Source organism: Spirosoma luteolum (genome assembly GCF_054778875.1).
On sequence record NZ_BAAGZE010000020.1, the window covers coordinates 28900 to 50368 of the forward strand.

The window sequence follows — 21469 nt, forward strand, 5'->3', positions numbered from 1 at the left end:
ACCCGTTCTGCACCGGTCGGGCGTTCTGGTTGGTACCGACCCGCAGGCGATACCTGTTCCTACAGGCTGAGCCCTACCGTCAGCTGAGCGCTTCGGCCGTCGGATGGCCACACGCCCGGACCGGGATAAAACGTGGGCCGCTTGGTGAAGTAGGCCCGGTTGAGCAGGTTATTGATACTCCCTCGCACGGTCAGTCGGCGGCCCAGGCGCCAGGTACCGTTCAGATCCCACAGACTGTAGGCAGGAACCGGCCCGACTGCTCCGTTGGCCGATGGCACGGGGGTGTTGAGCGCATCGGATACGGTAGCCCCGACGTAGCTATACTGCAGCGTCAAACTCGCCGACCCCAGGCGGGCGGTGAGTCCGTTGCGGCTGGTCCAGCGGGGAGCCGCTTCGACCTGGTTGCCGGCCACCGACCGGTTCTCCGTCCCGGCCGCCACCTGCCCGTTCAGGTAGCGCGCCCGGTTATAGGCTGTGGCGCTAAACCCACTCAGCCGAAACCGGCCAGACCGGAGCAGCTGCATCTCCAGCAGGGCCTCGACCCCGGTGCTCCGGCTGTCGCCGATGGTAGTCCGGAACAGGTAGTTCGACCCGTCGGGATTGGTGCGCAGCAGGGTGCCGAGTCGATTGCGGTAGAGCAGGTCGAACACCGTCAGGTGCAGGTGCAGTCCCCGCCAGTAGCCATTGAGCCCCAGCTCGGCATTGTAGCCGTGCGCGTCTTTCAGGTTTTTGTCGATCTGTTCATACACCGACGCAGGAATGATATCCTTGAAAATAACCGGGCGATAGGCCTGCGACCAGCCCCCGTACAGCGTGACAGACGGACTTAGCCGATACTGCCCGTTGAGGCCCAGTAACGTAAAGCGGTGGCCTATATCGGTAGGCAGATTACTGGGGTCGTAGTAGCTGATCACTCCCCTCATTTCAGTCGTACCCTGCTCCAGCCGAATCCCCGGCGACAGGGTAAACCGACTGGTAAGGGCAACCTGGTTTTCGACAAACAGCGCGGTATTGGCCGTCCGAAAATGGAGGTCGCGCCGAAACGGAGCCAGCAGCGTCAGGTCGAAGTCGCTGCCGGTCGTACCCACGCCCTGTTGCCGCCGGTGCAGGTCATTACGCATCAGCTGAACGCCCCCGGCCAGGGTACTGCCTACCCGGCCCAGCCGGTACCGGTGCAGCACGCGCAGCTCGGCGGTGTAGCTATTGAAATTGTCGATGTCGACCTGTCGGGCGCGGTACTGCCCCGTAGCCCGACTGACGGTATCGGGTACGGTGGCCAGCGCATCGAACTGAACACTGTTCCGGGCGCCCAGTACGGCCGACACCGTGCCAACCAGCCGCGTGCGGGGGCCAAGCTGCCAGTCGGCCCGCAGCGAGGGCACGTAGATGTCGGGGTTGAAATAGTTGCGGCTACGGGTCGACTGCCGGGGATTCTGGGCGAACTGTGCGTCGGTTAGGGGGCCCGGAATCTGGTAGGTATAAGTCGAGCGCCCCAGTTCGGCACTGAGCAGCAGCCGGTCCGAAGCCCGATACGCCAGGTGGCCAAACTGGGCCTCAGCATTGGCGCGGCTGTTTGTCCGGTACCCATCCGAATGGCGCCGGTAATAATACGCGTTATACGTCCACCGACCCACTCGCCCGCCCATGGCATTGTAGGTGCTGCGCAGGCCGAACGAGCCCGCCGAGTTGACGGTTTCGAACCCGAACCGCTGGGTTGTGTCGGCGCGTTTGGTTACGTAATTGAGCATCCCGCCAAACTGGGCGCCGTACTGAAGCGAGGCCGTTCCGCGCACCAGCTCGATGCGCTCGACGCTTTCCGTCGGGGGCGAATAATGGCTGGCTGGGTAGCCGTACATATCCGAGTTGGTGATGATGCCATTCTGGCGAATGTTGTTTTCCCACGACCGATGCGGATCGAGCCCCCGCGTGGCCATGTTGATCTGGTTGCCCGTTCCATCCATATCGTAGACGAACACCCCCGGCACCCGCGCAAACAACTGCCGCGGATTTTTCTCGGCCAGGTTGGCATCAATATCGGCTAGGCGGATCACTTCACTGCGCTTGCCGCCCATCAGATAGGTGCCATGAATGGCCGGCAGCGATTCGACAACGCCGGCCCGGGCACCCTTCACCTCCACCGGACTGAGCTGGCGGGTAGTAACCGAATCAGGTTGGGGCTGTTGCTGGGCCGAGACCCACCGTACAGGCCCAATGGTTACCATACTGGCGGCCAGAGCGACAAGCCGCAGGCCACGGCTAACAAAAGAAGTAACGATAAAGAAGTAAGACATACGTATACGGGCTACTGACAGGTATCCCGCCGGGCAGGACACTGTCAATCGGAAAGAAAAAGAAGCGATAGGAAGCCCCCGCCGACCCAGGAATTAAGCCTGTTGGTGTACCGACAGGACGGGTGGGTGGGGTGGTGACCCGATTGGTGCCCAATGGCTTATCACCCCCGATTCGCAGAAACGGGAGAAAGCCGGACACATCCCGGAAAAAAAACCAGCAAGTCAGCTATACGCTTTGGGCGGTGGACCGTGAACGGGCAGTTGTACCCCGTAGCGCGACAGTCCTGGATCGACATATTCCGCTTGCCGCGCCAGACCAGCCAGCAGGGCACCGCTCAGCCGGCAATCGGCCGGTTCCAGATAAACGGTGAGTCGATCGAGCAGCAGTTTGAACAGCCGCTGCGCCGGGGTGTCGGCAGATGCCTCGCCATTGGTCAGCTGCTGCAGCTGGCCGGCCAGTTCAGAAAATCGCTCTTTGGCGTTCTGGTTGGTTTTAAGAAGGGTATACAGCGTATCGTTGGCGTACTGCTGATGCACGACGTTGTAGAACTGCCCATCGGCCTGGACCAGCCCCGGCTGCCCATCGGCATTGGTCCAGTCGGGCGTATAGGGCAGTGAAACGGGCAGTTTGATGAGCCGCCACCCATCGGACGACCGAACCGGGCCGGCGCGTTCATAGCCCTGCTCGAAGGTAAGCACCATAAGTGGCAGCCCAATCAGCTGATAGAGCAGCAACAAAAGCAGGCCGGTGGCAATACTGATTCGCAAGAGTCCGTTCGATCGAGCCGGCAAGGTACGCATTACCCGTCATATGCCGGCCCGGCGGGCTTTGGTAAAAGCCTGGCGCGTGGGGCAGCACCCGTGCCGGTCGATTGGGAGCGGGCCCGATAATCCGGGCAACGTACCGAAGAAACCGTTATTTATACTGGTTCGGCGCGGGCCTCCCCCTCCAACTTTGTGCTATCGAACCCACGCAGGTTTGCCCTCTTTTTATTCATCACTAACCACTAAAACGTACTCGTTATGCCAACGCTGACAGTTCAGGACGGTACCGAAATTTATTACAAAGACTGGGGAACAGGCCAGCCAATCGTTTTCCACCATGGCTGGCCCCTGTCGAGCGACGACTGGGACGCCCAGCTGATGTTTTTTCTGCAGCACGGCTATCGGGTGGTGGCCCACGATCGCCGGGGCCACGGGCGCTCATCGCAGGCAGCCAGCGGCCACGACATTGATACTTATGCCGCCGATGCCGCCGAACTCGTCGACTTCCTGGGCCTCGAGAATGCCATCCACGTAGGTCACTCAACGGGTGGCGGGGTGGTGGCCCGCTACGTGGCCAAATACGGCGAGGGCCGGGTGGCCAAAGCGGTGCTGATCAGTGCCGTTACGCCCCTGATGGTAGTCAGCGAATCGAACCCGGACGGCGTACCCATGTCGGTATTCGACGAAATTCGCGAGGGTACGGCTACCCGACGGGCGCAGTACTTCCACGAATTCACCCTGCCGTTCTATGGGTTCAACCGACCCGGCGCCACGCCTTTGCAGGGGGTTTGCAACAACTGGTGGCGGCAGGGGATGATGGGTGGCATCAATGCGCACTATTTCGGCATCAAAGCGTTCTCGGAAACCGATTTTACCGACGACCTGACCCGTATCGCGGTTCCGGTGCTGGTCATGCACGGCGAGGACGACCAGATTGTGCCGATCCAGACCACCGCCCACAAAGCGATCAAACTGCTCAAAAACGGTCAGCTGAAAACATATCCCGGTTTTCCGCACGGCATGCCCACCACCGAGGCAGCCACCATCAACGCCGACCTGCTGGCCTTTTTCGGCGCCTGAGTTCAGCTGTAGCTGCCCTGGCCACACCGCCGATACCCCGTGGCCAGGGCGGCCGTACCAGGCAGACCCCGATCCGGTAGCCGACCCAGTCGCCTATAGTTGTTCGCTCTGCCTGCTCACGCGGTTCCGGGTGTATATTTGGCCTGTACAAACTCACACTGCAGGACCGAATAGCCCCGCTCCTGCCCTTGTTCCGACAGGTCGATGTTGCCAGCCCGCCATGGTTTGCTGTCTGTATGTTGCCGGCTGCCTACAGGCGGGCGGGTTCGCTGGTGGGCGGGGTTCTGGCTGTTGCTGTTCGCCCTGACGGCTCAGGGCCAGACAATTAACCGGCAGCGGGCAAACACCCTGCTGGCCGAGCTGGCGCGTAGACCAACGGCAACCCGGCGGTTGGCCATACTGCTGGAGCTGGCCCGATTTCATATATACAAGCCGGGCGAGTCGGCCGCCGATCTCGACAGCAGCCGGGCGTACCTGACCCAGTCGCGGCAGCTCAGCGCATCGCTTCACCAGCTTACCCGCCAGCACGAAACCGAGTGTCTGTTTATCGTGGCCGATCTGGAAGCGGGTCAATCGGCCGCTGGTCAGGCCCGGTTTGCCGAGCTGATTGCCCGGTGCCAGCGCACGCGCGACGCGGAGGGCGAAGCCATTGCCCGGTTTCGGTTTGCTACCTGGCTCCGCAACTATGCTCCCGACTCGGTTCGGGTCCTCGGCAACTTCCGGCGTGCGGCCCAGCTGTACCGCACCCTCAACAAACCCGCCGATGCGCTCGACGCCCTGAAAGAAGTGGCCGTTACGCATCTCTACGAAGGCCGCCTGCCCCTGGCCCAGGCCGAATTGCGGCACGTACTGGATCGCTACAAAGCCATTGGCTACCCGAACCTGCATTATACCTATAACCTGCTCTCGACCATTGGCCGGCTCCGTGGCGATTTGAATGAGGGCCTCCGCTACGGACTGCTGTGCGTGGAAAGCATGAAAAAAACGGGCGACACGGCTTCGGCAGCGGGCTTCTATGGCGACCTGGCCCAGCTGTACATGGAAGCCGGCAACCGGCCGCTGGGCATCGACTGGTACAAGCGCTCACTGGCCGCATGGCGCCGGGAGGGCCTGCCCAATTTTGCCCTGTTTCATGCCGCCGGCGTTGTGGCCAAAGACCTCATCGACCGGCAGCAGCCCCGCCGGGCCCTCGCGTTCTTCGAGGGTGTGGTGAGGGCCATTCCGACCAACACCCTGATTCAGAAGGGATGCGTAGCGCAAAACCTGGCCGCCTGCCACGACGCGCTGGGCCACTACGACCAGGCCGAACGCTACTACCGGGAAGCGCTCTACTGGTACGAAAAAAACAAGCTCGATTTTGAAGGCTCTCTCCAGATCCGGCGGGATATCGGCGCCTTTTATCTGCGCCGTAAACAGTACCGCCAGGCCGAAGCTTACCTGACCAAAGCCCTCACCGTACTGCCTCAGAAAGAAGCCCTGGCCACGCTGCAGGATATCCACCTGCTGTTATTCCGGGTCGATTCGGCCCGGGGGAACTACCCCTCGGCGATTCGCCATTTTCAGGTCTACAAGGCTTATAACGACTCCCTTTTCAACGAAGTCCGCAGCCGGCAGCTCGCGCAGCTTCAGATCCAGTACGATACCCGTACCAAAGAACAGAACATTGCCCTCCTGACCAAGCAGAGTGAGTTGCAGCAGTCGGCGCTGAAACGGGCCGAAACAGGTCGAAACGGGATTCTGGTGGGGGCGCTGCTGCTGGCCAGCCTGCTGGGCGTCAGCTACAACCGCTACCAGCTCCGAAAGCGCAGCAACCGGGTGCTGCAGGCCAAGCAACTGGAAATCGACCAGAAGAACCGGTCGCTCGAACACATGGTCGCCGAGAAAGAGGCCCTGCTGGTCGAGAAAGAATGGATGCTCAAAGAAATTCATCATCGGGTAAAGAACAACCTGCAGGTGATTACGAGTCTCCTCAACGCCCAGTCCGACTACCTCCACGATCCAACGGCGCTGGCCGCCATTCGCGAAAGCCAGAACCGGGTGCAGACAATGGCACTGATTCACCAGCGGCTCTACCAGTCGGCTCATCTGGCCAGCGTCGACATGGCCGAGTACGTGGGCGAACTGATCGACTACCTGCTGGACTCGTTCGAGCGGCCGATTAGGGTGGCCACCCAGGTATCGGTAGCGCCCGTACGAATCGACGTGACAATGGCCACCCCCCTTGGCCTGATCATCAACGAAGCAGTAACCAATTCTCTTAAATACGCGTTTTTGCCCGGTGCCGGTTTACCCCAAGCCCCGACCATCCGAGTAAGTCTGCAACCGCTGCCCCCGACCGGCTACCGCCTGCTGATAACCGATAACGGGGTTGGTTTGCCGCCCGGTTTCAGTCCGGCAGACAGCCCAACCCTCGGCCTGACCATGATTCAGGGCCTGAGCCGGCAATTGGGCGGCACCCTCCAGATCAGTACCGATGCCGGCGTACGCATTCAGGTCGATTTCAGTCCCGACAAAAAAACCGGCCTGAGCTGGCAGCGGGCAAAATAGACCCAGGTTGTTACAACGCCGACACCCTCCAACCGAAGCTCCAACAGGATGGAGACTCCAATCGATTGGAGTTGGCACTTTAAGCCCAAATTCGCATAAACCAATGATTATCAACTTACTTTAGACATCAAGAACGCGCATCAGAGCAAGTGGCACTGTATTCGTCGGGGGTAAACTACCGCCAACGACAACCTGCCTTCTTTCTCATGCATCGTTCTCCTCAGCAACGCCCCCTTCAGCTGGATCAACTCGACCTTGATCGCTGGTACGGGGCCAACGAAACACGGGGTACCTACCAGCTCCTGCTTATAGTGGGTGGCCAGGGGCACTGCCTGACCACCTCCGCCAGCACGCCCTATCAGGCTGGCAGCGTTTTTTTATACGCTGGACATCAGCCCTATACCCTGTCCATTGCCCAGCGGACAAGCCTTTACCGCCTGGTATTTGCCGATCAGTTTGTGGATGAGCTGACAACAACTGGTTTCTACCTCCCCATGCCCGGCCGGCTCGACCCATCGGCACTGGAACTGGACAATTTGCGAACCCTGATAACCATGCTGCTGAGCGAACGGCAAACCGGGGCTGCGCTGTCGGTAACGCCCCTCGTCGACTCGCTGCTTCGCACCATCATCAGCCTGCTCGACCGCCTGCTGGTCCGGCACGAGCAGACGTCCCTGCCCGTAGCGCCGGCTTATCTGTCGCAGCTGACCCGCCGGATGGTCGGCTACATCAGCCAGCACATTACCGAGCCGGAGCGTTTACGGCTCGATGCGCTGGGCCACACCTTCAATTATTCGCCCGCCCACCTGAGCGCCATTTTCCGGCAGCAGGTCGGCGATTCAATCCAACAGTTTATAATCCAGCACAAACTAAGGCGGGTAGCGGCCCGGCTCCGACAATCCCCCCTGACCATATCCGAGATTGCCGACGAGTTTGGGTTTTCGGATGTTTGCCATCTCAACAAACTCTTCAAACGCCATTACAACGACACGCCTACCACCTACCGCCAGCGTTTGCTGAGCTGTCCGTAGCCGCCCAAACCATTCGTGGGGCTGCGCCGGCTGACCGTGTTGGGTTGAACGGGCAGCCGGAGCGACAGCTTGTTCAGCAAATGGAGCCGCCGTAAAGAAATTCGACGGCTGTCCTACACCGCATCCACAGGCAGCAGGCTGGCCCGCAGGTGAGGCTACACAACCGTTCGTGGCCGGTCAATCGTCTGTATAGCCAGCTGCCCCGGCTCCTCCGGAGATTCGGCGGGCCAGGGCAGGGCGTATTCGACAGGCTTCCGAACCGTTAGTAGCCCGGATTCTGCTTCAGTTGGGGCGACACGTTCAGCACATTCTGCCCGATGGGGAAAATTTCGGTGTGGTTGTCGGCATCCGGTTTTTTATCCCACCAGGTTCCGGTATTGAACACACCCCAGCGGATCAGATCGGTGCGCCGGCGGCCTTCCACCAGAAATTCACGGCCCCACTCATCGATCAGTTCCTGGTCGGTCAGCTGGCTGCCATCGGGCTTGTACAGGCTGGGCGAGCTGGTCGGGTAGTTGCGGGCTCGAACGGCATTCAGCAGCACGGCTGCACCGGCCTTATCGCCCGAGCGGTACTTACACTCCGCCAGCGAGTAGTACACCTCGGCGAGTCGGACTTCGGCGTAGGCCGATGAGATTTTGTTTGGATCACTGCTCGGATAGTACGGATACTTCACGGGTGTGATGCCCGAGTTCTGGTCGGCCGTGTTCATGTCCGACACTTTGTTGGCAATCTTTTTTCCCGGCTTCGTATCGAGAAACAAGCCTACCTGATCCCGGAAAAACAGCGCGTAGGGGCCTTTCGTCGACCGAACCGTATCGGCCTGTCCTTTCGCGTTCACATAGGGTAGGTACCCTTTCAGAAACATCCCTTCCCGTTTGCTATTGCCCAGATTCTTGTAGGTTTTCAACCGCACATCGTCGGGGTATTTCTGAAATTTAACGAAGGGCTTACCCAGGGTAAAGCTGTACTCGGTACTGTCGACATCGCGGCCGGGCTGCAAGGCGTATTTCGGGTTGGCGGTCCCGAAATCGGTAAAACCAAAGTAGAAGGTAGCATTCACGGGCAGCATCCAGAAATACATGCCCCCGTCGTACTGCCAGTGGGTCAGCCCGAAACTGCCGGGAAAGCCAAAAATGGTTTCGGCCGAGGTCGCATTGGTGTAGTCGTACGGAGCATCCCAGCGACTTTCCAGCGCGTATTTGCCGTATTTCCCGTCCAGTATGGCCTGGCTGATGGCCGCGCAGTCGGCATAGTGGTCTGTTCCGGTATAGACCTTGGCATTGAGGTAAAGCCGCATCAGCAGGGCTGCGGCTCCGCCCTGTGTCCACCGCCCGATGGCGTTGGCGCCCAGCGACTGCTGGGTGGGCAGCAGCGGCAGCGATTCTTTCAGCTCCTGTTCGATGTAGGCAAACGCTTCCTGGGGCGTTACCTGCGGGCCACCCTGCGATTCGCCCTTTACTTTCTTCACCAGCACGATGTTGCGGTAGAAATCGAGCAGGCGCAGGTTGAGCCACGCGCGCAGGGTCCGTACCTCGGCAATCATGTCGTCGAGTTCGGCCTTGGTCATATCGAACCGGGTAGGGTCGGTAATGCTCTGCAAATCTTCCAGCGTGTTCGTCGCCAGCGTAACGCCCCCGTAGAGTGCGTTCCAGGCATCGCTGGTATAGCCATCGTTTGGTGTCCAGGTGTGGTAATGCACCCGCTGAAACTGGCCGCCGTCGAACCAGTCGCCCTGGCGGTTGGGGGTCATCAGCTCATCGGAGCTGTTCTCCTGCAACATAAAAGTCGAGCCCCCCTGAATGGTCCAGTAACTGTGCTCGAACGGGCGCAGAAAATCGCGGATTACGTCGTCTTTGGTTTGCAGAAAGTTGTCGGATGTGATGCGGTCCGACAGCACTTCGTCGAGATTGGTACAGCCACTGGCCAGCACCAGCGTTAGCGTCAGAAACAGGCCGGGTATGGCCTGCCGAAATGAATATCGTTTCATACGGGGTTCGCTCAGTTAGAAAGTGACCTGAAGGCCCAGCAGTAGCTGAGTTGTCGACGGGAAATAATTCAGGGAATTGTTGACACCGGGATAAAGGCCGTTTACCTGCACCAGGTCGGGGTCGCCCCCCGTAAAGCGCGTAAACGTTTTCAGGTTTCTGGAGGTAGCATAGACCCGAACCGAATGCAAGAACCGACTCGTCAGGGGCTGGGTGTAGCTCAGCGTAACGTTATCGATTTTAACGAAACTGCCCGGCTCCAGAAAGTAATCGGAGAGCGACGAATAGGTGGCCGCGTTGGTCAATTTGGCGTATTTGCTGCCATTGTACGCCGATGTAAGTGTATTGGCATTCTGCTGCGTGGCCGGCGTGCCCAGGTAGAAGGCGTAGGTGTTGAAAATCTGGTAGCCGAACGTGCCGCGCAGAAACAGGCTCAGGTCCCACTTGCGGTAGCGGAAGTTGTTGGTAAGCCCCGCCGTAAATTTCGGCAGCCCGTTGCCCACAAATTGCCGATCGTCGTTGGTGGCTCTGTTCGCCTGAATCACGTCGCCGTTTTTGTTGTAGACCTGTAAGGCCCCCGTTTCGTCGACACCGGCCGAGTGTAGCATGTAGAAGCTGCCGATTCGGGTGTTCTCCTGCAGCCGCTGGGCATTGCCCGGACTGCCCGGGGCCGGCATGCCCACGACATCGATGTAGGTCTGCCCCTTGAAGGCGTCGTTGGAGAACGACACAAATTTGTTGCTGTTGGTGGCGCCGGCAAAGGTCAGGTTGTAGCTGAAATCCTTACCCGTTACCACGCCGGCATTCAGCTGAATCTCCAGTCCGGAGTTCTGCATGGTGCCTACGTTGGCGTAGGTAGAGCCCTGAATGTTCGGCGGGTTGGGCACCGAATACGAGCCCAGCAGATCTTTGTTTGTCCGAACGTAGTAGTTCAGGCTACCGGTGAGCCGGCTGTTCTTGAACAGGTCGAAGTCGACCCCGACGTTGAAATTGATGGCTTTCTCCCAGCGCAGGTTGTAGTTGGTATTCTGACTGGGCCCCCAGACCTGATACGAAGTGTTGTTGAACAGGTAGTAACCGTACCCACTATACGTATCGAGCGAGAGGTAGTTGCCAAAATCCTGGTTGCCCGTTACTCCATAGTCGGCGCGCAGTTTCAGTTCGTTCAGCCAGGGATTGCCCTGCGCAAACGCTTCCTGGGTGATGCGCCAGCCTACCGATGCGGCCGGGAAGTTGCCCCACTTGTTGTCATAGCCAAACTTCGACGATCCTTCCCGGCGCAAACTGGCCGAGACGTAATACTTCTGGTCAAAGTCGTAGTTGACCCGCCCGAAGAAAGCCGCCAGTTTGGAGTTATTGCGGTACGAGCCTACGTTGTTGATACCCGCCTGCAGGTTCCACAAACCGGTGCCCAGGCTGTTGTAGGTCAGAATGTCGGAAGGGAAATTTTCGTTTCCGGCATTGAAGCCCGACGAGGTGAAGTACTGGTACGAATAGCCGCCCAGCAGCTTCACGGCATGCTTCCCTTTGTCGAGGGCGTAGTTGCCGATCCACTCGAAACTTTTCTGATCGCCGTCGTCCAGCGACTGCGAGGCCGAGTTCCGCTTGTTGCCGTTGACTACGGTTGACAGGGTCGAAGGCGTAAAGTTTTCGTTGCGGAACGACGAACTGACTTCGCCCAGGGTTACCTGCGTGTACAGATTATCCAGCACATTGAGCCGGAACGAGCCGTTGATATCCAGGTATTTTACTTCCTGCCGGGCCTGAACGAGTTTGGCCCGCTCCACCGGGTTGTTGGCGAAGAACCCTGACGTTATGTAGGCGTACCGACCCGTGTTGTCGTAGACTGACTGCGTTGGATTCAGCGTCAGGGCGTAGTTAAAGCCGCTGTAATCGGCCAGGCTGGTGCTGGTGTAGCGGGGGGCGGCACTGAAGGTGAGTGCATACAGCTTGTTGGCCGACGTGTGGTTGATGTTGACCCGGCCGCCGTACTCCTGCTTGCCCGACCGCAGATCGATACCCGACGCATTCCGGTAATCGAGCGAGGTAAAGTAGTTGGTTTGCCCGTTACCGCCCGAAAACTGCAGCGTATGTTTTTGGGAGAAGGCCGGATTGCGGCTCACGGCTTTCATCCAGTCGGTGTTTCCGCCCAGATCGACCCCGCGCTTGTTGGCCAGAAACGCATCTTTCGACAGCACCGACAGCGGATTGGTGATAAAGTCAAATGAGGTGTAGCCATCGTAGAAAATACGGGATTCCGAACTGCCTTTCTTGGTCGTTATCACGATAACGCCGTTGCTGCCCCGGGTGCCGTAGATCGCCGAGGCCGCCCCACCCTTCAGCACGTCGATCGACTCGATTTCGTTCTGGTTGATGTTGTCGAGGTTGCCCCCGGGCACCCCGTTGATGACGAACAGTGGCCCCAGCCCGGCATTGCGTGATGACACGCCCCGCAGCTGAATGCTGGGGGTAGAGTTGGGATCGCCCGCGGCCGTGTTGGTTACCGAAAGTCCGGCTACTTTGCCCTGAATGGCCATGAGTGGGCTGTTGCTGCCGACCCGCAATAAGTCGGAGGCATTCAGGTGGGTAACGGCACTGGTCACTTCCTTGCGACTCAGCGATCCATAACCGACCACAACCACTTCGTTGATCGATTTCACATCGGGCTTCAGCTGAACAGACAGGGTCGACTGGCTGCCAACGGACACCTCCTGCGAGGTGTACCCCACGAAACTGAACACCAGCGTCTGGGGACCGTCGGGAATGGTCAGGCGGTACGTCCCCGACGCGTCGGTAACGGCGCCCCGCGTCAGGCCTTTCACCACAACACTCACGCCGGGCAGGCCTTCGCCCCGCTCGTCGGTAACGATGCCCGTAACCGATCGATCGGCCGGTGCATCCGCAACGTCGTCGGCTTCAACCAGCTGAATACTGACGGGCGACTCCTCGTTTCGCGCCAGAATGATCTGCTCACCCGATACGGTGTACTGAACGTGCAGTGGCACCAGCAGCTTCTCGAGCACCTCGTTGAGCGAACTGTTCTGTACCCGCATCGATACCAGCTGGCGGGAGCGCACTACCTGCGGGCTGTAGGAAAACTTTACGTTGGCCGCTTTTTCGAGACTGCGCAACACGGCTTTGATGGTCTGCTGCTGCACCGTCAGGCTAACCCGCCGGCTGAGCAACTCCTGCGCCGACACATCGGCCGCCCACACACCCCCCATGAACCAGAGGGCAATCAGGCATTGCAGGCAGGCCATCGTCAGCAACCTGAACAGGGAAGGGTGTAGTTTTTTCATATTTCGTTGATCGATTAGGTTGGTTTATAAACTGGGTCATGCACCGGGGCGTCGCAAATGTTCGTCCCGCTGGGTATCGCTTTGGGTTAGTTTCAGGCTGTTCAACAAACCGACCGGCGGTCAGGGGGCCTGGCAATTACCGCCATTGATCAGCACCTGGCCGTCGATAATCTCGTAGGTGGCCCCTACCGTTGCGCACACGATGGTTAGCTTCTGCGCAAACGACTCGTTGGTCAGGGTTGCATTGAGCTGGCAGGTGGCGAGGGCTTCCCGATCGTACCGAATGGGTATGCCGTAGGCCGTTTCGAGCTCCTGCAGCACCTGCAGAATGGGCGTATCGTTATACACAAACGTCGGAGCTTTCCGGATGCGCTCGATCGCCGTGGGCGCGGGACTGTCTACCAGCGATTTATCGAACCGGGCCGTGGTTCGGTCGAAGACCACCTGCTGATTGGGCAGCAGCATGACCCCCCGGGTGCGACCTGCCGTGGCGGGCGCATCGTACTGATACACCGAAACCTGACCCGACTGCACCTGCACCTGTACCCGGCTTTCAGCCCCGAAAGCCCGTACGGTAAACTGAGTACCCACCACGCGCGTAACGACCTCGCCGGCGTGGACCAGAAATGGTTTCGCGCTGTTTTTGGTCACGGCAAAGCGCGCTTCGCCACTGAGGTAAACCTCGCGCAGCCCGTTGCCGAAGGCGGTCGAGAACCGCAGGCGGCTGTCGGGCTGAAGCACTACCTGCGAATGATCGGGCAACTCAATGCGTTGCGCGGTGTCGGTCGTGTTCTGTTTTTCGGTGTAGGCAGTTGAGGGTGTTCGCTGCGGCCAGATCTGGGCGGAGGTGTTGAGTTGCCACCAGAGGCCGGCGCCGGCCGCCAGAACGACCAGGGCAGCCGCGGCCCAGCGCGCCCAGCCCAACGACCGAACCGGCTTGCTGTGCTGCGCATTGGTTTGCCGGATGCGCGTCAGCAGCCGCTCGCGGGTGGCCTCGGGCAGGCTTGTCTGCGCATACGACGTTAACCCCAGCTGAATAGCGGTCAGCAGGGCAACGGCATGGTCGTAATCGGCCCGCTGGTGGGGCCGGTGGGCCAGCCAGCGCGCCCAGTAGTCGGTCGACTGCGGGGTGGGGCTAAGCTGATGGTCAATAAACGCGTCGTCGGTCAACAGATTGGCGGCCGACAGGTGATCGGAATCGGGCTGCACGGGTTCAGGCATTTGTCAGTAGATGACAGTCAGCCGAAAACGTACTCACTTAAACCAAAAAAAAGTCCAGATAAATACAATTATCCAATCGCGCAGCTTCTCTACGGCCCTGAATACCAGGTTACGGGCCGATTGCTGGTTCATGGCCATAACCTCACCGATCTGGCTGTAGTTGAGGCTTTCCACGAAGCGTAGTTTGAGGGCTTCCTGCTGGCGCGGTGGCAGGCGGGCAATCAGGTGCTGTAACCGCTGCTGGCGGGTGGTAGCCGCTTCCAGTTCTTCCAGCTGTTCGAGTTCATCGGGAGCATCCCAGAGCGCTTCGTAATCCGCTTCGTTGAGCAACTGTGTACGCCGTTCGGTACGCTCAAGCAGCTGCATGATTCGGTTCTTAAGGGCTCTCAGCAGGTAATAGCGTGTATTGTCGGGTAGGGTGAGCCGGGTGCGTTTGGCCCACAGTTCCGTAAATACATCGTGTACGCAGTCAAGCACAAAGGCTTCGGAAACCGGCACCAGGCTCATGCCGTAGCGATACATGGCCCGGATATGCAGGTGGTAAAGCCTCGTGTAGGCGTCCTCATCACCCGACTGAAAGGCGGCCCAAAGTTGCTGTTCATCCACGCGCTGGGGTAGGGTCTAGACTAAACATACCGATTGTTTACAGGCATTAAAATAAACACAGGTTACTTATTCTACTGACCAGGCCGGACAACGCCCGCCGTCCATACCCGCGCCAGCGGCCCCCGCTGCGGCCATCTGCCCGGCTTATTTTCAGGGATGTTTCCTGAATCAATAACGACGATCGAACCCGTTTACGTCTGCCCGTTCCCTGAGTGGTGTCGGCTGCGCCGTCGTTTCAGCACCCTTGGCGGATGGTCATAAACCGGGCATATTCTGTAAGTTTACCGCTACACAGCCTCTCCCCCATCGTACATGCTTGTTACGGCTCAGCCTTTCTTCGTTGCCCAGACTGATCGATTTCCAAACAGTGTTCTACCCGTTTTGCGCTACCAGGGCCTGGCCCCGGCAGCTACCCCACAGCTCGACAACTGGTTTGCCGAACGACTGACCGCCAACAACTGGCTGGGTATCTGGCGCAACGGTATCTACACCTACGACCACTACCACAGCACCAGCCACGAAGTACTCTGCGTTTATGCAGGCTGGGTAGAGCTTCAGCTGGGGGGCGATACCGGACCGTTGCTCACGCTCCATGCCGGCGATGTTGTGGTGCTGCCGGCGGGCGTGGCCCACTGCAACCAACTGGCCAGTCACGATCTGGGGGTGCTGGGCGCCTATCCAGGCGGCCGCAGCTGGGATCTGCTGAAAGGCCTCCCCGGCGAGCGACCGGCCGCCGATGAACGCATTCGACAGGTGCCCCTGCCCGACTCGGACCCATTTTTTGGCCCCGGAGGAGCTCTGGTGGCGCTGTGGTCTTCCCGCGCGTAGGGGGTGAGCCGGGCCGGTTGCTGGCTCTGATTCGGGGTGCCAGGCGGCCTATGTTACCGTTTGCCGACCAAGTTGTGGTTGAAACCCCGGTTTCGTAGGTACCAAGCCTGAGCCCTTTTTTCAGCAAGATGCTAGTTTTGCAACCAGCTCACGCCAGTTCCCGGCAGGACCAATACCGGATCGGGTGATAGACAGCGTGTAGCAGCTGCATTAACCACCACTTGTATGAAAAAAACGCTACTGCTCCTGCTGCTTGGTTGCGCAGCCCATTCATCGTTTGCCCAGCAATGGGAACCCTACAATGAACTCGGCGATTTTTACCCCTCGCTGGCCATTGCTACGATGCACATCAACGCCCATGACGACGACGATAAAACCAGCCTCGGCGATCCGAATGGTATTCTGGGTATTCAGCTGCACACCACCCAGCCCAACACCAACATTACGGTCGAACTGAGTTGCTCGGGCGGCATTCGGCTGTTCGACAAAGCAAGCGTAACGGTGAAAGCGCCCAAAGCCAATTCAGACTACAGCGTCACGCCCACCATTCCTTATTTCGAAGACAAACTGGCTGGTATCAAGCAGACGCAGTCGACTTACATCACGTACCGCGTTACCATCAATGGCAAAAAGGAACCCGATCGCACCGAACGTCTGCTGGTTCACCCGATCAATATCTGTCCCTTCGGCTACAGCGACGAGAAGGACAATTTTGAATCGATCGACTGGATGTTTGCCGCTTACGTAAACGAAGACCATCCGCAGGTAGAAAAAATTCTGAAAACGGCCCTCGAACGTAAATACGTCGATGCGTTTCTGGGGTATCAGGGCGAAGCGATCGACGTGTATAAGCAGGTTATGGCCGTCTGGCGGGTTCTGCAGGAGCGCGGCATCCGCTACAGCGACATCACCACAACGGTGGCCGATCGCGAAGAGGTAGCCAGCCAGCACGTTCGGCTGATCGACGAAAGTATCAATAATACCCAGGCCAACTGTGTCGACGGCTCAGTCCTGTTCGCGTCGATTCTGCGAAAAATTGGCATTGAGCCCATTCTGGTTACCGTACCCGGGCACATGTTTGTCGGGTTCGATGTCGACAGCGAACACAAGAAACAGGCGTATCTGGAAACAACCATGCTGGGCGCCAAGCCGGGCGAGTTTCAGGTGAAAGACACGCCCCTCGCCCGGTTGCTGCTGGGGAACCCGGCCACCAAAAACACCAGCCGGGTCGACATGGAACGCTTTGTGGCGGCCCTGCAAACCGGCAATCAGACGTATGCCGAAAACAAGCAGGGTCTCGATAAAGAGCAGGATAATTACTCGAAAATGCGCGTGTCGGAAGCCCGGCAACTGGGCATTCTGCCCATCATGTACGTGAGCAAGTAACGATCCGTCTGCGTGCCGCCAGCCAATCCGGTCGCCCGGATTTTCCAGAATAATTTTCCTGAAAACCCGCCTGCCAATGCCCATTCAGACACTGGCAGGCGGGTTTTCGCAGGAAGTAGCCAGCCGACTCCCCCGCAACGGTGCCTGCCGGGTAGCTGAGTGGTTTGGTTGCCCGGGTGGGCCGCACCCTTACAGGCCGTAGATCCCGCCCGACACGGATACCTTCTCGCCCGTGATCCACGACGCGTCGGCTGACGCCAGAAAAACGGCGGCTTTCGCTACGTCGGCCGGCTGCCCCGTGCGGCCCAGCGGGGTCGTGGCCAGAAACCGGGCCTCGGCCTCGCTGCCGATAAACCCGGCACTGCGTGAGCCTTCCGTTTCGATCACACCGGGCAGAATGGAATTGATGCGAATGTTGCGGCCACTGAACTCTTTCGACAGCGCAATGGTGATGGCGTCCAGGGCCGCCTTTGACGCCGAATAGACCGATCCGGTGGGCAGCGGTGTGTTGCTGACGCCGGAACTGATGTTGATGATGGTACCACCGGCCGGACCGAAGTGCGTCAGCGCGTGCTGAATGGCCAGCACAGCCCCCCATACGTTGAGGTCGAAATGCCGATGAAAATCCGCAGCCGTAACAGCCTCGACCGGCGCATACTGGTAAATACCGGCGTTGTTGACCAGTATGTCGACCGGCCCAAAAGCCGTTTGGGTTTCGGCAAACAGCCGGGCCACATCGGCTTCGCTGGCCATATCGGCCTGTATCGCAATCGCCCGGCCGCCCTGTTCGGTAATAGCCGCCACCACCGCATCGGCCCCGGCCTGGCTCGACGCGTAATTCACCACCACGCTGGCCCCCTCGGCAGCAAAATGAGTTGCAATCGACGCCCCTATTCCTTTCGATGCCCCCGTAACCAGGGCGACCTTCTGCGCTAACTTCTTCATCGGTCAACGGTAAATTAGTGATCGACAAAGCTAGGGAAGACTGGTTTCTTTTAGCAACTTTGTAACCAAAAGTAACAGTAACACCCAGGTAACCAAGTAACCTATGCCTCACAAAGACTGTCGCCCCGACACCCACAAACGGGAGATGCGCGCGATCCAGGATTCGATGGATGTGCTCAGCGGGAAATGGAAAATTGCCGTCATTTCCTCGATCTGCTACTACAACAAACGACGCTTCTCCGACATTCTGAACGACGTAGCGGGCATCTCCAACAAGATGCTCAGCAAGGAATTGAAAGAACTGGAAATCAATCAGCTGATAAAACGAACCGTGCTCGACACCCAGCCGATCAGCGTATTGTATGAACTGACGGAACACGGCCAGACCCTGAAAACAATTATCAACGACCTGACTGAGTGGGGTATGGCACACCACCGAAAAATAGTTGGCTCCTAGCCAGCCCGCGCTGTGCGCTCTCGTTCAGGGCCGGCCGGGACACCGATTGCTGGACCAGCCAGTTCCCGGGCCGGTTATTTTTACCGAATCTGCTTTGTTTCTCAACCCTGGGCGGGTAAAGGGCGTTTCATCTTAAACAAGTCATCGGTTATCAACCCGGCAAACAGCTTACAACCATCATGCGCATACTCTTCACCGGCGGTTCTGGCAAGGCCGGAAAACACGTTGTTCCTTACCTGCTCGACCAGGGCCACCGCGTCCTGAACGTCGACCTGACTCCGCTCGACCATCCCGGCGTCGATAACCTCACAGTCGACATCACCGATTCGGGGCAGGTGTTCAATGCCCTGAGTTCCTACGCCGGTCTCGATGAACTGGAAGCCGGCACCGGCATTCCCAGATTCGATGCGGTGGTGCACTTTGCCGCCGTTCCCCGCATTCTGCTCAAGCCCGACAACGAAACCTTCCGGGTCAACACCATCGGCACCTACAACGTGATCGAAGCGGCTGTAAAGCTGGGCATTAAAAAGATCGTGATTGCCTCCTCCGAAACCACCTACGGCATCTGTTTTTCGGACGGCCAGACCGACCCGCATGTGCTGCCCCTCGAGGAAGATTATGACGTTGACCCCATGGACAGCTATGGCCTGTCGAAGGTGGTGAACGAGAAAACAGCCCGTAGTTTTCAGCGCCGGTCGGGTGTCGACATCTACGCGCTGCGAATCGGCAACGTGATCGAACCCCACGAATACGCCGAACTATTTCCAAATTACCTCGCCAACCCGGCCGTTCGGCACCGGAATGCGTTCTGCTACATCGACGCCCGCGACCTGGGGCAGATCGTTGACCTGTGCCTGAAAAAAGATGGGCTGGGGTTCCAGATTTTCAACGCCGGCAACGACCATAATGGCGCGATACTGACGACACAGGAGCTGTCCGACACGTTTTTCCCGGGGGTGCCCATCGTCCGCGAAATGGGCGAATACGAAGCGTTGTTTTCAAACCGTAAAATCCGGGAGGTGCTCGGCTTTACCGAGCAGCATAACTTCCGCAAGTACGTGCAGGTAGATGCCTGATGGCCTGCTGCTTTCCGGCAACCCAAACGCGCCGACCCCCGCATACGCTGGCGGTCGGCGCGTTTGGCCGTTTACCGACTGGGTTTACTGGGTCACCCAGCCCCCATCGACCGAAAAGCAGGCACCCGTAACGTAGCTCGAGGCCCGGCTGGCCAGAAACAGCGCGACACCACCGATCTCGTGCAGCTCACCCCACCGGCCCATCGGAATTTTGGCCATGAAGGCCTGATACTTCTCGGGATCGTTCAGCAGCGGCAGGTTGATATCGGTGGCGAACGGTCCCGGCAAGATGGCGTTGACCGTAATGCCCGTCTGGGCGACTTCCATGGCCAGCGCCCGCGTCAGTTGCAGCACGGCGCCTTTACTGGTCGCATAGGGGGTACGATCGGGGATGGCCGTCAGGGCCAGCATCGAACCCATGTTTACGATCCGGCCATAGCCGTGTTGTTTCATCACCGGTATCACCGCCCGGCAGGCCAGCCAGCTACCCGTTACGTTGACCGCCTGCACGCTGGTAAAATCAGCGAGCGACAGTGTCTCGATAGCTCCCCGGATGTTGATTCCCGCCGAGTTGATCAGGATATCGACCCGGCCAAACGTCTCCACCGCCAGCGCCACGGCTGCGTTGACACGCTGCTCGTCGGTGACCTCACAAACGGTACTGATGCACGCGATACCGTACTGCGTTTTCAGTTTGTCGACCGCTTCGCGGTTGGCGGCTTCGTCGCGGGCGGCAATAACGATGTTTGCCCCGGCCTCGGCCAGCGCCTGCGCCATGGCCAGGCCCAATCCCCGGTTGCCGCCCGTAATGAGGGCCGTCTGGCCATGCAGCCCAAAAAGTTGTAGAATGCCGTGTGCTGCAGCAGGTTGTTCCATAGTGGGTGTAGCGTTCAGCGTTGTGAGTCGATGCGGGCGGTACGCCGAATTACCCGCCGGCACAAACCAGCGGGCCGATCGCCCGACCATGATTTCCTAAAGATAGCGCAACCCACTGCGATAACCGGTTTTAGGGCGAAAGTCTACCCGGCCTTTTTCCGGCAGCGCCGTCAGTCGATGCGGGCGCGTCTCGTCTGGCCGCTCAGGACGCCGACAGGTCGTGAACGAACCGGTAAAGATAAGGAGCCTTGTGGGGCGTGCCGACCCGGCGGGTTGTCAGCCGTTCGAGCGTTCCCGAAGCCATCATTTTCTTGTAAAAATTGCGGGCGTCGAGCGGCTCGCCCAGAATGGTTTCGTGCAGGCGCTGCAGCTCGGTGATGGTAAATGAAGGGGGCAGCAGGTGCGCCATGGGCTGGTTAGGCAATTCCCGGCGCAGGGTATCGTAGGCCACCCGAACAATGTCGTTATGGTCGAACAGCAGGGGTGGCACCTCGGGCAGGCTCCACCAGCGGCATTCGTCGGTGAACACATCGGGGGTGGGCACAACCCGCTCGTAATCGACCAGCGCGTAGTAGCCAATCGAAATGGTGCGGTTTGGCCACGTACCGTCGGGTTCGGGTATGTTGATCCGGCGCAGGGTGTCGGCCTGGTCGTATCGCCGAACGGCGCCAAACACATGAAACTGCTGCAGATACAGTTTGTCGAGGCCGGTCCGCTCGCGAACGACGCGGTGGGCAGCCTCGTCTACGCCCTCGGCTTTATCGATAAAGCCCCCCGGCAGGCACCATTCCTGGGTATTGGTCCAGCGCAGCAACAACACCCGTAATTGGTTGGCATGAAAGCCAAAAACCACGCCGTCGATCGATAGGTAAGGAATCCAGTCAGTGGTTTGTACTGATGCCATCCGGGAAAAAAGGGTTAAAAATTGTACAAATCAGCTAAATAGTTCGACCATTTCAAACCTTTCCGTATTTTTGACGTAAAGAACCGGCCGGCCAGCCGGCCTGGCTGTACAAGTCAATCAGCTGGGCCTGTTCGTACGCTGACTACCAACCTGAGCTGGCCCCCGGTCG

16 protein-coding genes are annotated in these 21469 nt (G+C 59.0%); 7 read left to right on the forward strand and 9 right to left on the reverse strand.

Annotated elements, in window-relative coordinates; all coding sequences use genetic code 11:
• Positions 1 to 59: 59 nt before the first annotated feature.
• Positions 60 to 2291, reverse strand: coding sequence for a TonB-dependent receptor family protein (locus ACYVAC_RS17490; RefSeq protein ID WP_461099054.1), 2232 nt, complete (start codon positions 2289 to 2291; stop codon positions 60 to 62).
• Positions 2292 to 2513: 222 nt separating this feature from the next.
• The gene (locus tag ACYVAC_RS17495; protein WP_461099055.1) at positions 2514 to 3059 is read right to left on the reverse strand and encodes a hypothetical protein; all 546 of its coding nucleotides are present in this window, start codon (positions 3057 to 3059) and stop codon (positions 2514 to 2516) included.
• 255 nt (positions 3060 to 3314) lie between these two features.
• Between ACYVAC_RS17495 and ACYVAC_RS17500 the strand changes: the two genes are divergently transcribed.
• From ACYVAC_RS17500 to ACYVAC_RS17510, 3 genes are all read left to right on the forward strand, one after another.
• Positions 3315 to 4136 carry an alpha/beta fold hydrolase gene (locus ACYVAC_RS17500; RefSeq protein ID WP_461099056.1) on the forward strand — a complete coding sequence of 274 codons (822 nt, stop codon included), beginning with the start codon at positions 3315 to 3317 and terminating at the stop codon, positions 4134 to 4136.
• 225 nt (positions 4137 to 4361) lie between these two features.
• Positions 4362 to 6683 (forward strand): sensor histidine kinase, encoded by a 2322-nt coding sequence (locus ACYVAC_RS17505; RefSeq protein ID WP_461099057.1) that lies wholly within the window; start codon positions 4362 to 4364, stop codon positions 6681 to 6683.
• Between the two features lie 206 nt (positions 6684 to 6889).
• A complete protein-coding gene (locus tag ACYVAC_RS17510; RefSeq protein ID WP_461099058.1) occupies positions 6890 to 7714 on the forward strand; it encodes a helix-turn-helix domain-containing protein in 825 nt (274 codons plus the stop codon).
• A gap of 262 nt (positions 7715 to 7976) precedes the next feature.
• Here ACYVAC_RS17510 and ACYVAC_RS17515 read toward each other — a convergent pair whose 3' ends face one another.
• The 4 genes from ACYVAC_RS17515 to ACYVAC_RS17530 form a co-directional block, all read right to left on the reverse strand.
• Positions 7977 to 9704, reverse strand: a complete 1728-nt coding sequence (locus ACYVAC_RS17515; protein WP_461099059.1) for a RagB/SusD family nutrient uptake outer membrane protein — start codon at positions 9702 to 9704, stop codon at positions 7977 to 7979.
• Positions 9705 to 9719: 15 nt separating this feature from the next.
• The gene (locus ACYVAC_RS17520) at positions 9720 to 13001 is read right to left on the reverse strand and encodes a SusC/RagA family TonB-linked outer membrane protein (protein WP_461099060.1); all 3282 of its coding nucleotides are present in this window, start codon (positions 12999 to 13001) and stop codon (positions 9720 to 9722) included.
• A 120-nt stretch (positions 13002 to 13121) separates the two neighbouring features.
• A complete protein-coding gene (locus ACYVAC_RS17525; protein WP_461099061.1) occupies positions 13122 to 14222 on the reverse strand; it encodes a FecR family protein in 1101 nt (366 codons plus the stop codon).
• Positions 14223 to 14255: 33 nt separating this feature from the next.
• Entirely contained in the window at positions 14256 to 14828 is a 573-nt protein-coding gene (locus tag ACYVAC_RS17530) for an RNA polymerase sigma factor (RefSeq protein WP_461099062.1), read from the reverse strand.
• A 312-nt stretch (positions 14829 to 15140) separates the two neighbouring features.
• On the opposite strand from ACYVAC_RS17530, the gene ACYVAC_RS17535 reads away from it, so the two are divergent.
• Positions 15141 to 15656, forward strand: a complete 516-nt coding sequence (locus tag ACYVAC_RS17535; RefSeq protein WP_461099063.1) for a cupin domain-containing protein — start codon at positions 15141 to 15143, stop codon at positions 15654 to 15656.
• A 225-nt stretch (positions 15657 to 15881) separates the two neighbouring features.
• Positions 15882 to 17042 (forward strand): hypothetical protein, encoded by a 1161-nt coding sequence (locus tag ACYVAC_RS17540; protein ID WP_461099064.1) that lies wholly within the window; start codon positions 15882 to 15884, stop codon positions 17040 to 17042.
• A 189-nt stretch (positions 17043 to 17231) separates the two neighbouring features.
• On the opposite strand, the gene ACYVAC_RS17545 is transcribed toward ACYVAC_RS17540, so the two are convergent.
• Complete coding sequence (locus tag ACYVAC_RS17545; protein ID WP_461099065.1) at positions 17232 to 17987, reverse strand: SDR family NAD(P)-dependent oxidoreductase; 756 nt, start codon at positions 17985 to 17987, stop codon at positions 17232 to 17234.
• Between the two features lie 103 nt (positions 17988 to 18090).
• On the opposite strand from ACYVAC_RS17545, the gene ACYVAC_RS17550 reads away from it, so the two are divergent.
• Positions 18091 to 18444: a winged helix-turn-helix transcriptional regulator gene (locus tag ACYVAC_RS17550; RefSeq protein ID WP_461099066.1), complete on the forward strand. Its 354-nt coding sequence runs from the start codon at positions 18091 to 18093 to the stop codon at positions 18442 to 18444.
• Between the two features lie 179 nt (positions 18445 to 18623).
• Positions 18624 to 19520 (forward strand): NAD-dependent epimerase/dehydratase family protein, encoded by an 897-nt coding sequence (locus tag ACYVAC_RS17555; RefSeq protein ID WP_461099067.1) that lies wholly within the window; start codon positions 18624 to 18626, stop codon positions 19518 to 19520.
• Positions 19521 to 19604: 84 nt separating this feature from the next.
• On the opposite strand, the gene ACYVAC_RS17560 is transcribed toward ACYVAC_RS17555, so the two are convergent.
• Positions 19605 to 20396: an SDR family NAD(P)-dependent oxidoreductase gene (locus ACYVAC_RS17560; protein WP_461099068.1), complete on the reverse strand. Its 792-nt coding sequence runs from the start codon at positions 20394 to 20396 to the stop codon at positions 19605 to 19607.
• 202 nt (positions 20397 to 20598) lie between these two features.
• Entirely contained in the window at positions 20599 to 21300 is a 702-nt protein-coding gene (locus ACYVAC_RS17565; RefSeq protein WP_461099070.1) for an NUDIX hydrolase, read from the reverse strand.
• Positions 21301 to 21469 lie beyond the last annotated feature (169 nt).

Coding starts and splice junctions, on each gene's coding strand:
- ACYVAC_RS17545 (WP_461099065.1), bottom strand. CDS start 17,987: ATGAAGAAGTTAGCGCAGAAGGTCGCCCTGGTTACGGGGGCATCGAAA.
- ACYVAC_RS17515 (WP_461099059.1), bottom strand. CDS start 9,704: ATGAAACGATATTCATTTCGGCAGGCCATACCCGGCCTGTTTCTGACG.
- ACYVAC_RS17490 (WP_461099054.1), bottom strand. CDS start 2,291: ATGTCTTACTTCTTTATCGTTACTTCTTTTGTTAGCCGTGGCCTGCGG.
- ACYVAC_RS17520 (WP_461099060.1), bottom strand. CDS start 13,001: ATGAAAAAACTACACCCTTCCCTGTTCAGGTTGCTGACGATGGCCTGC.
- ACYVAC_RS17525 (WP_461099061.1), bottom strand. CDS start 14,222: ATGCCTGAACCCGTGCAGCCCGATTCCGATCACCTGTCGGCCGCCAAT.
- ACYVAC_RS17535 (WP_461099063.1), top strand. CDS start 15,141: ATGCTTGTTACGGCTCAGCCTTTCTTCGTTGCCCAGACTGATCGATTT.
- ACYVAC_RS17510 (WP_461099058.1), top strand. CDS start 6,890: ATGCATCGTTCTCCTCAGCAACGCCCCCTTCAGCTGGATCAACTCGAC.
- ACYVAC_RS17560 (WP_461099068.1), bottom strand. CDS start 20,396: ATGGAACAACCTGCTGCAGCACACGGCATTCTACAACTTTTTGGGCTG.
- ACYVAC_RS17500 (WP_461099056.1), top strand. CDS start 3,315: ATGCCAACGCTGACAGTTCAGGACGGTACCGAAATTTATTACAAAGAC.
- ACYVAC_RS17555 (WP_461099067.1), top strand. CDS start 18,624: ATGCGCATACTCTTCACCGGCGGTTCTGGCAAGGCCGGAAAACACGTT.
- ACYVAC_RS17550 (WP_461099066.1), top strand. CDS start 18,091: ATGCCTCACAAAGACTGTCGCCCCGACACCCACAAACGGGAGATGCGC.
- ACYVAC_RS17540 (WP_461099064.1), top strand. CDS start 15,882: ATGAAAAAAACGCTACTGCTCCTGCTGCTTGGTTGCGCAGCCCATTCA.
- ACYVAC_RS17565 (WP_461099070.1), bottom strand. CDS start 21,300: ATGGCATCAGTACAAACCACTGACTGGATTCCTTACCTATCGATCGAC.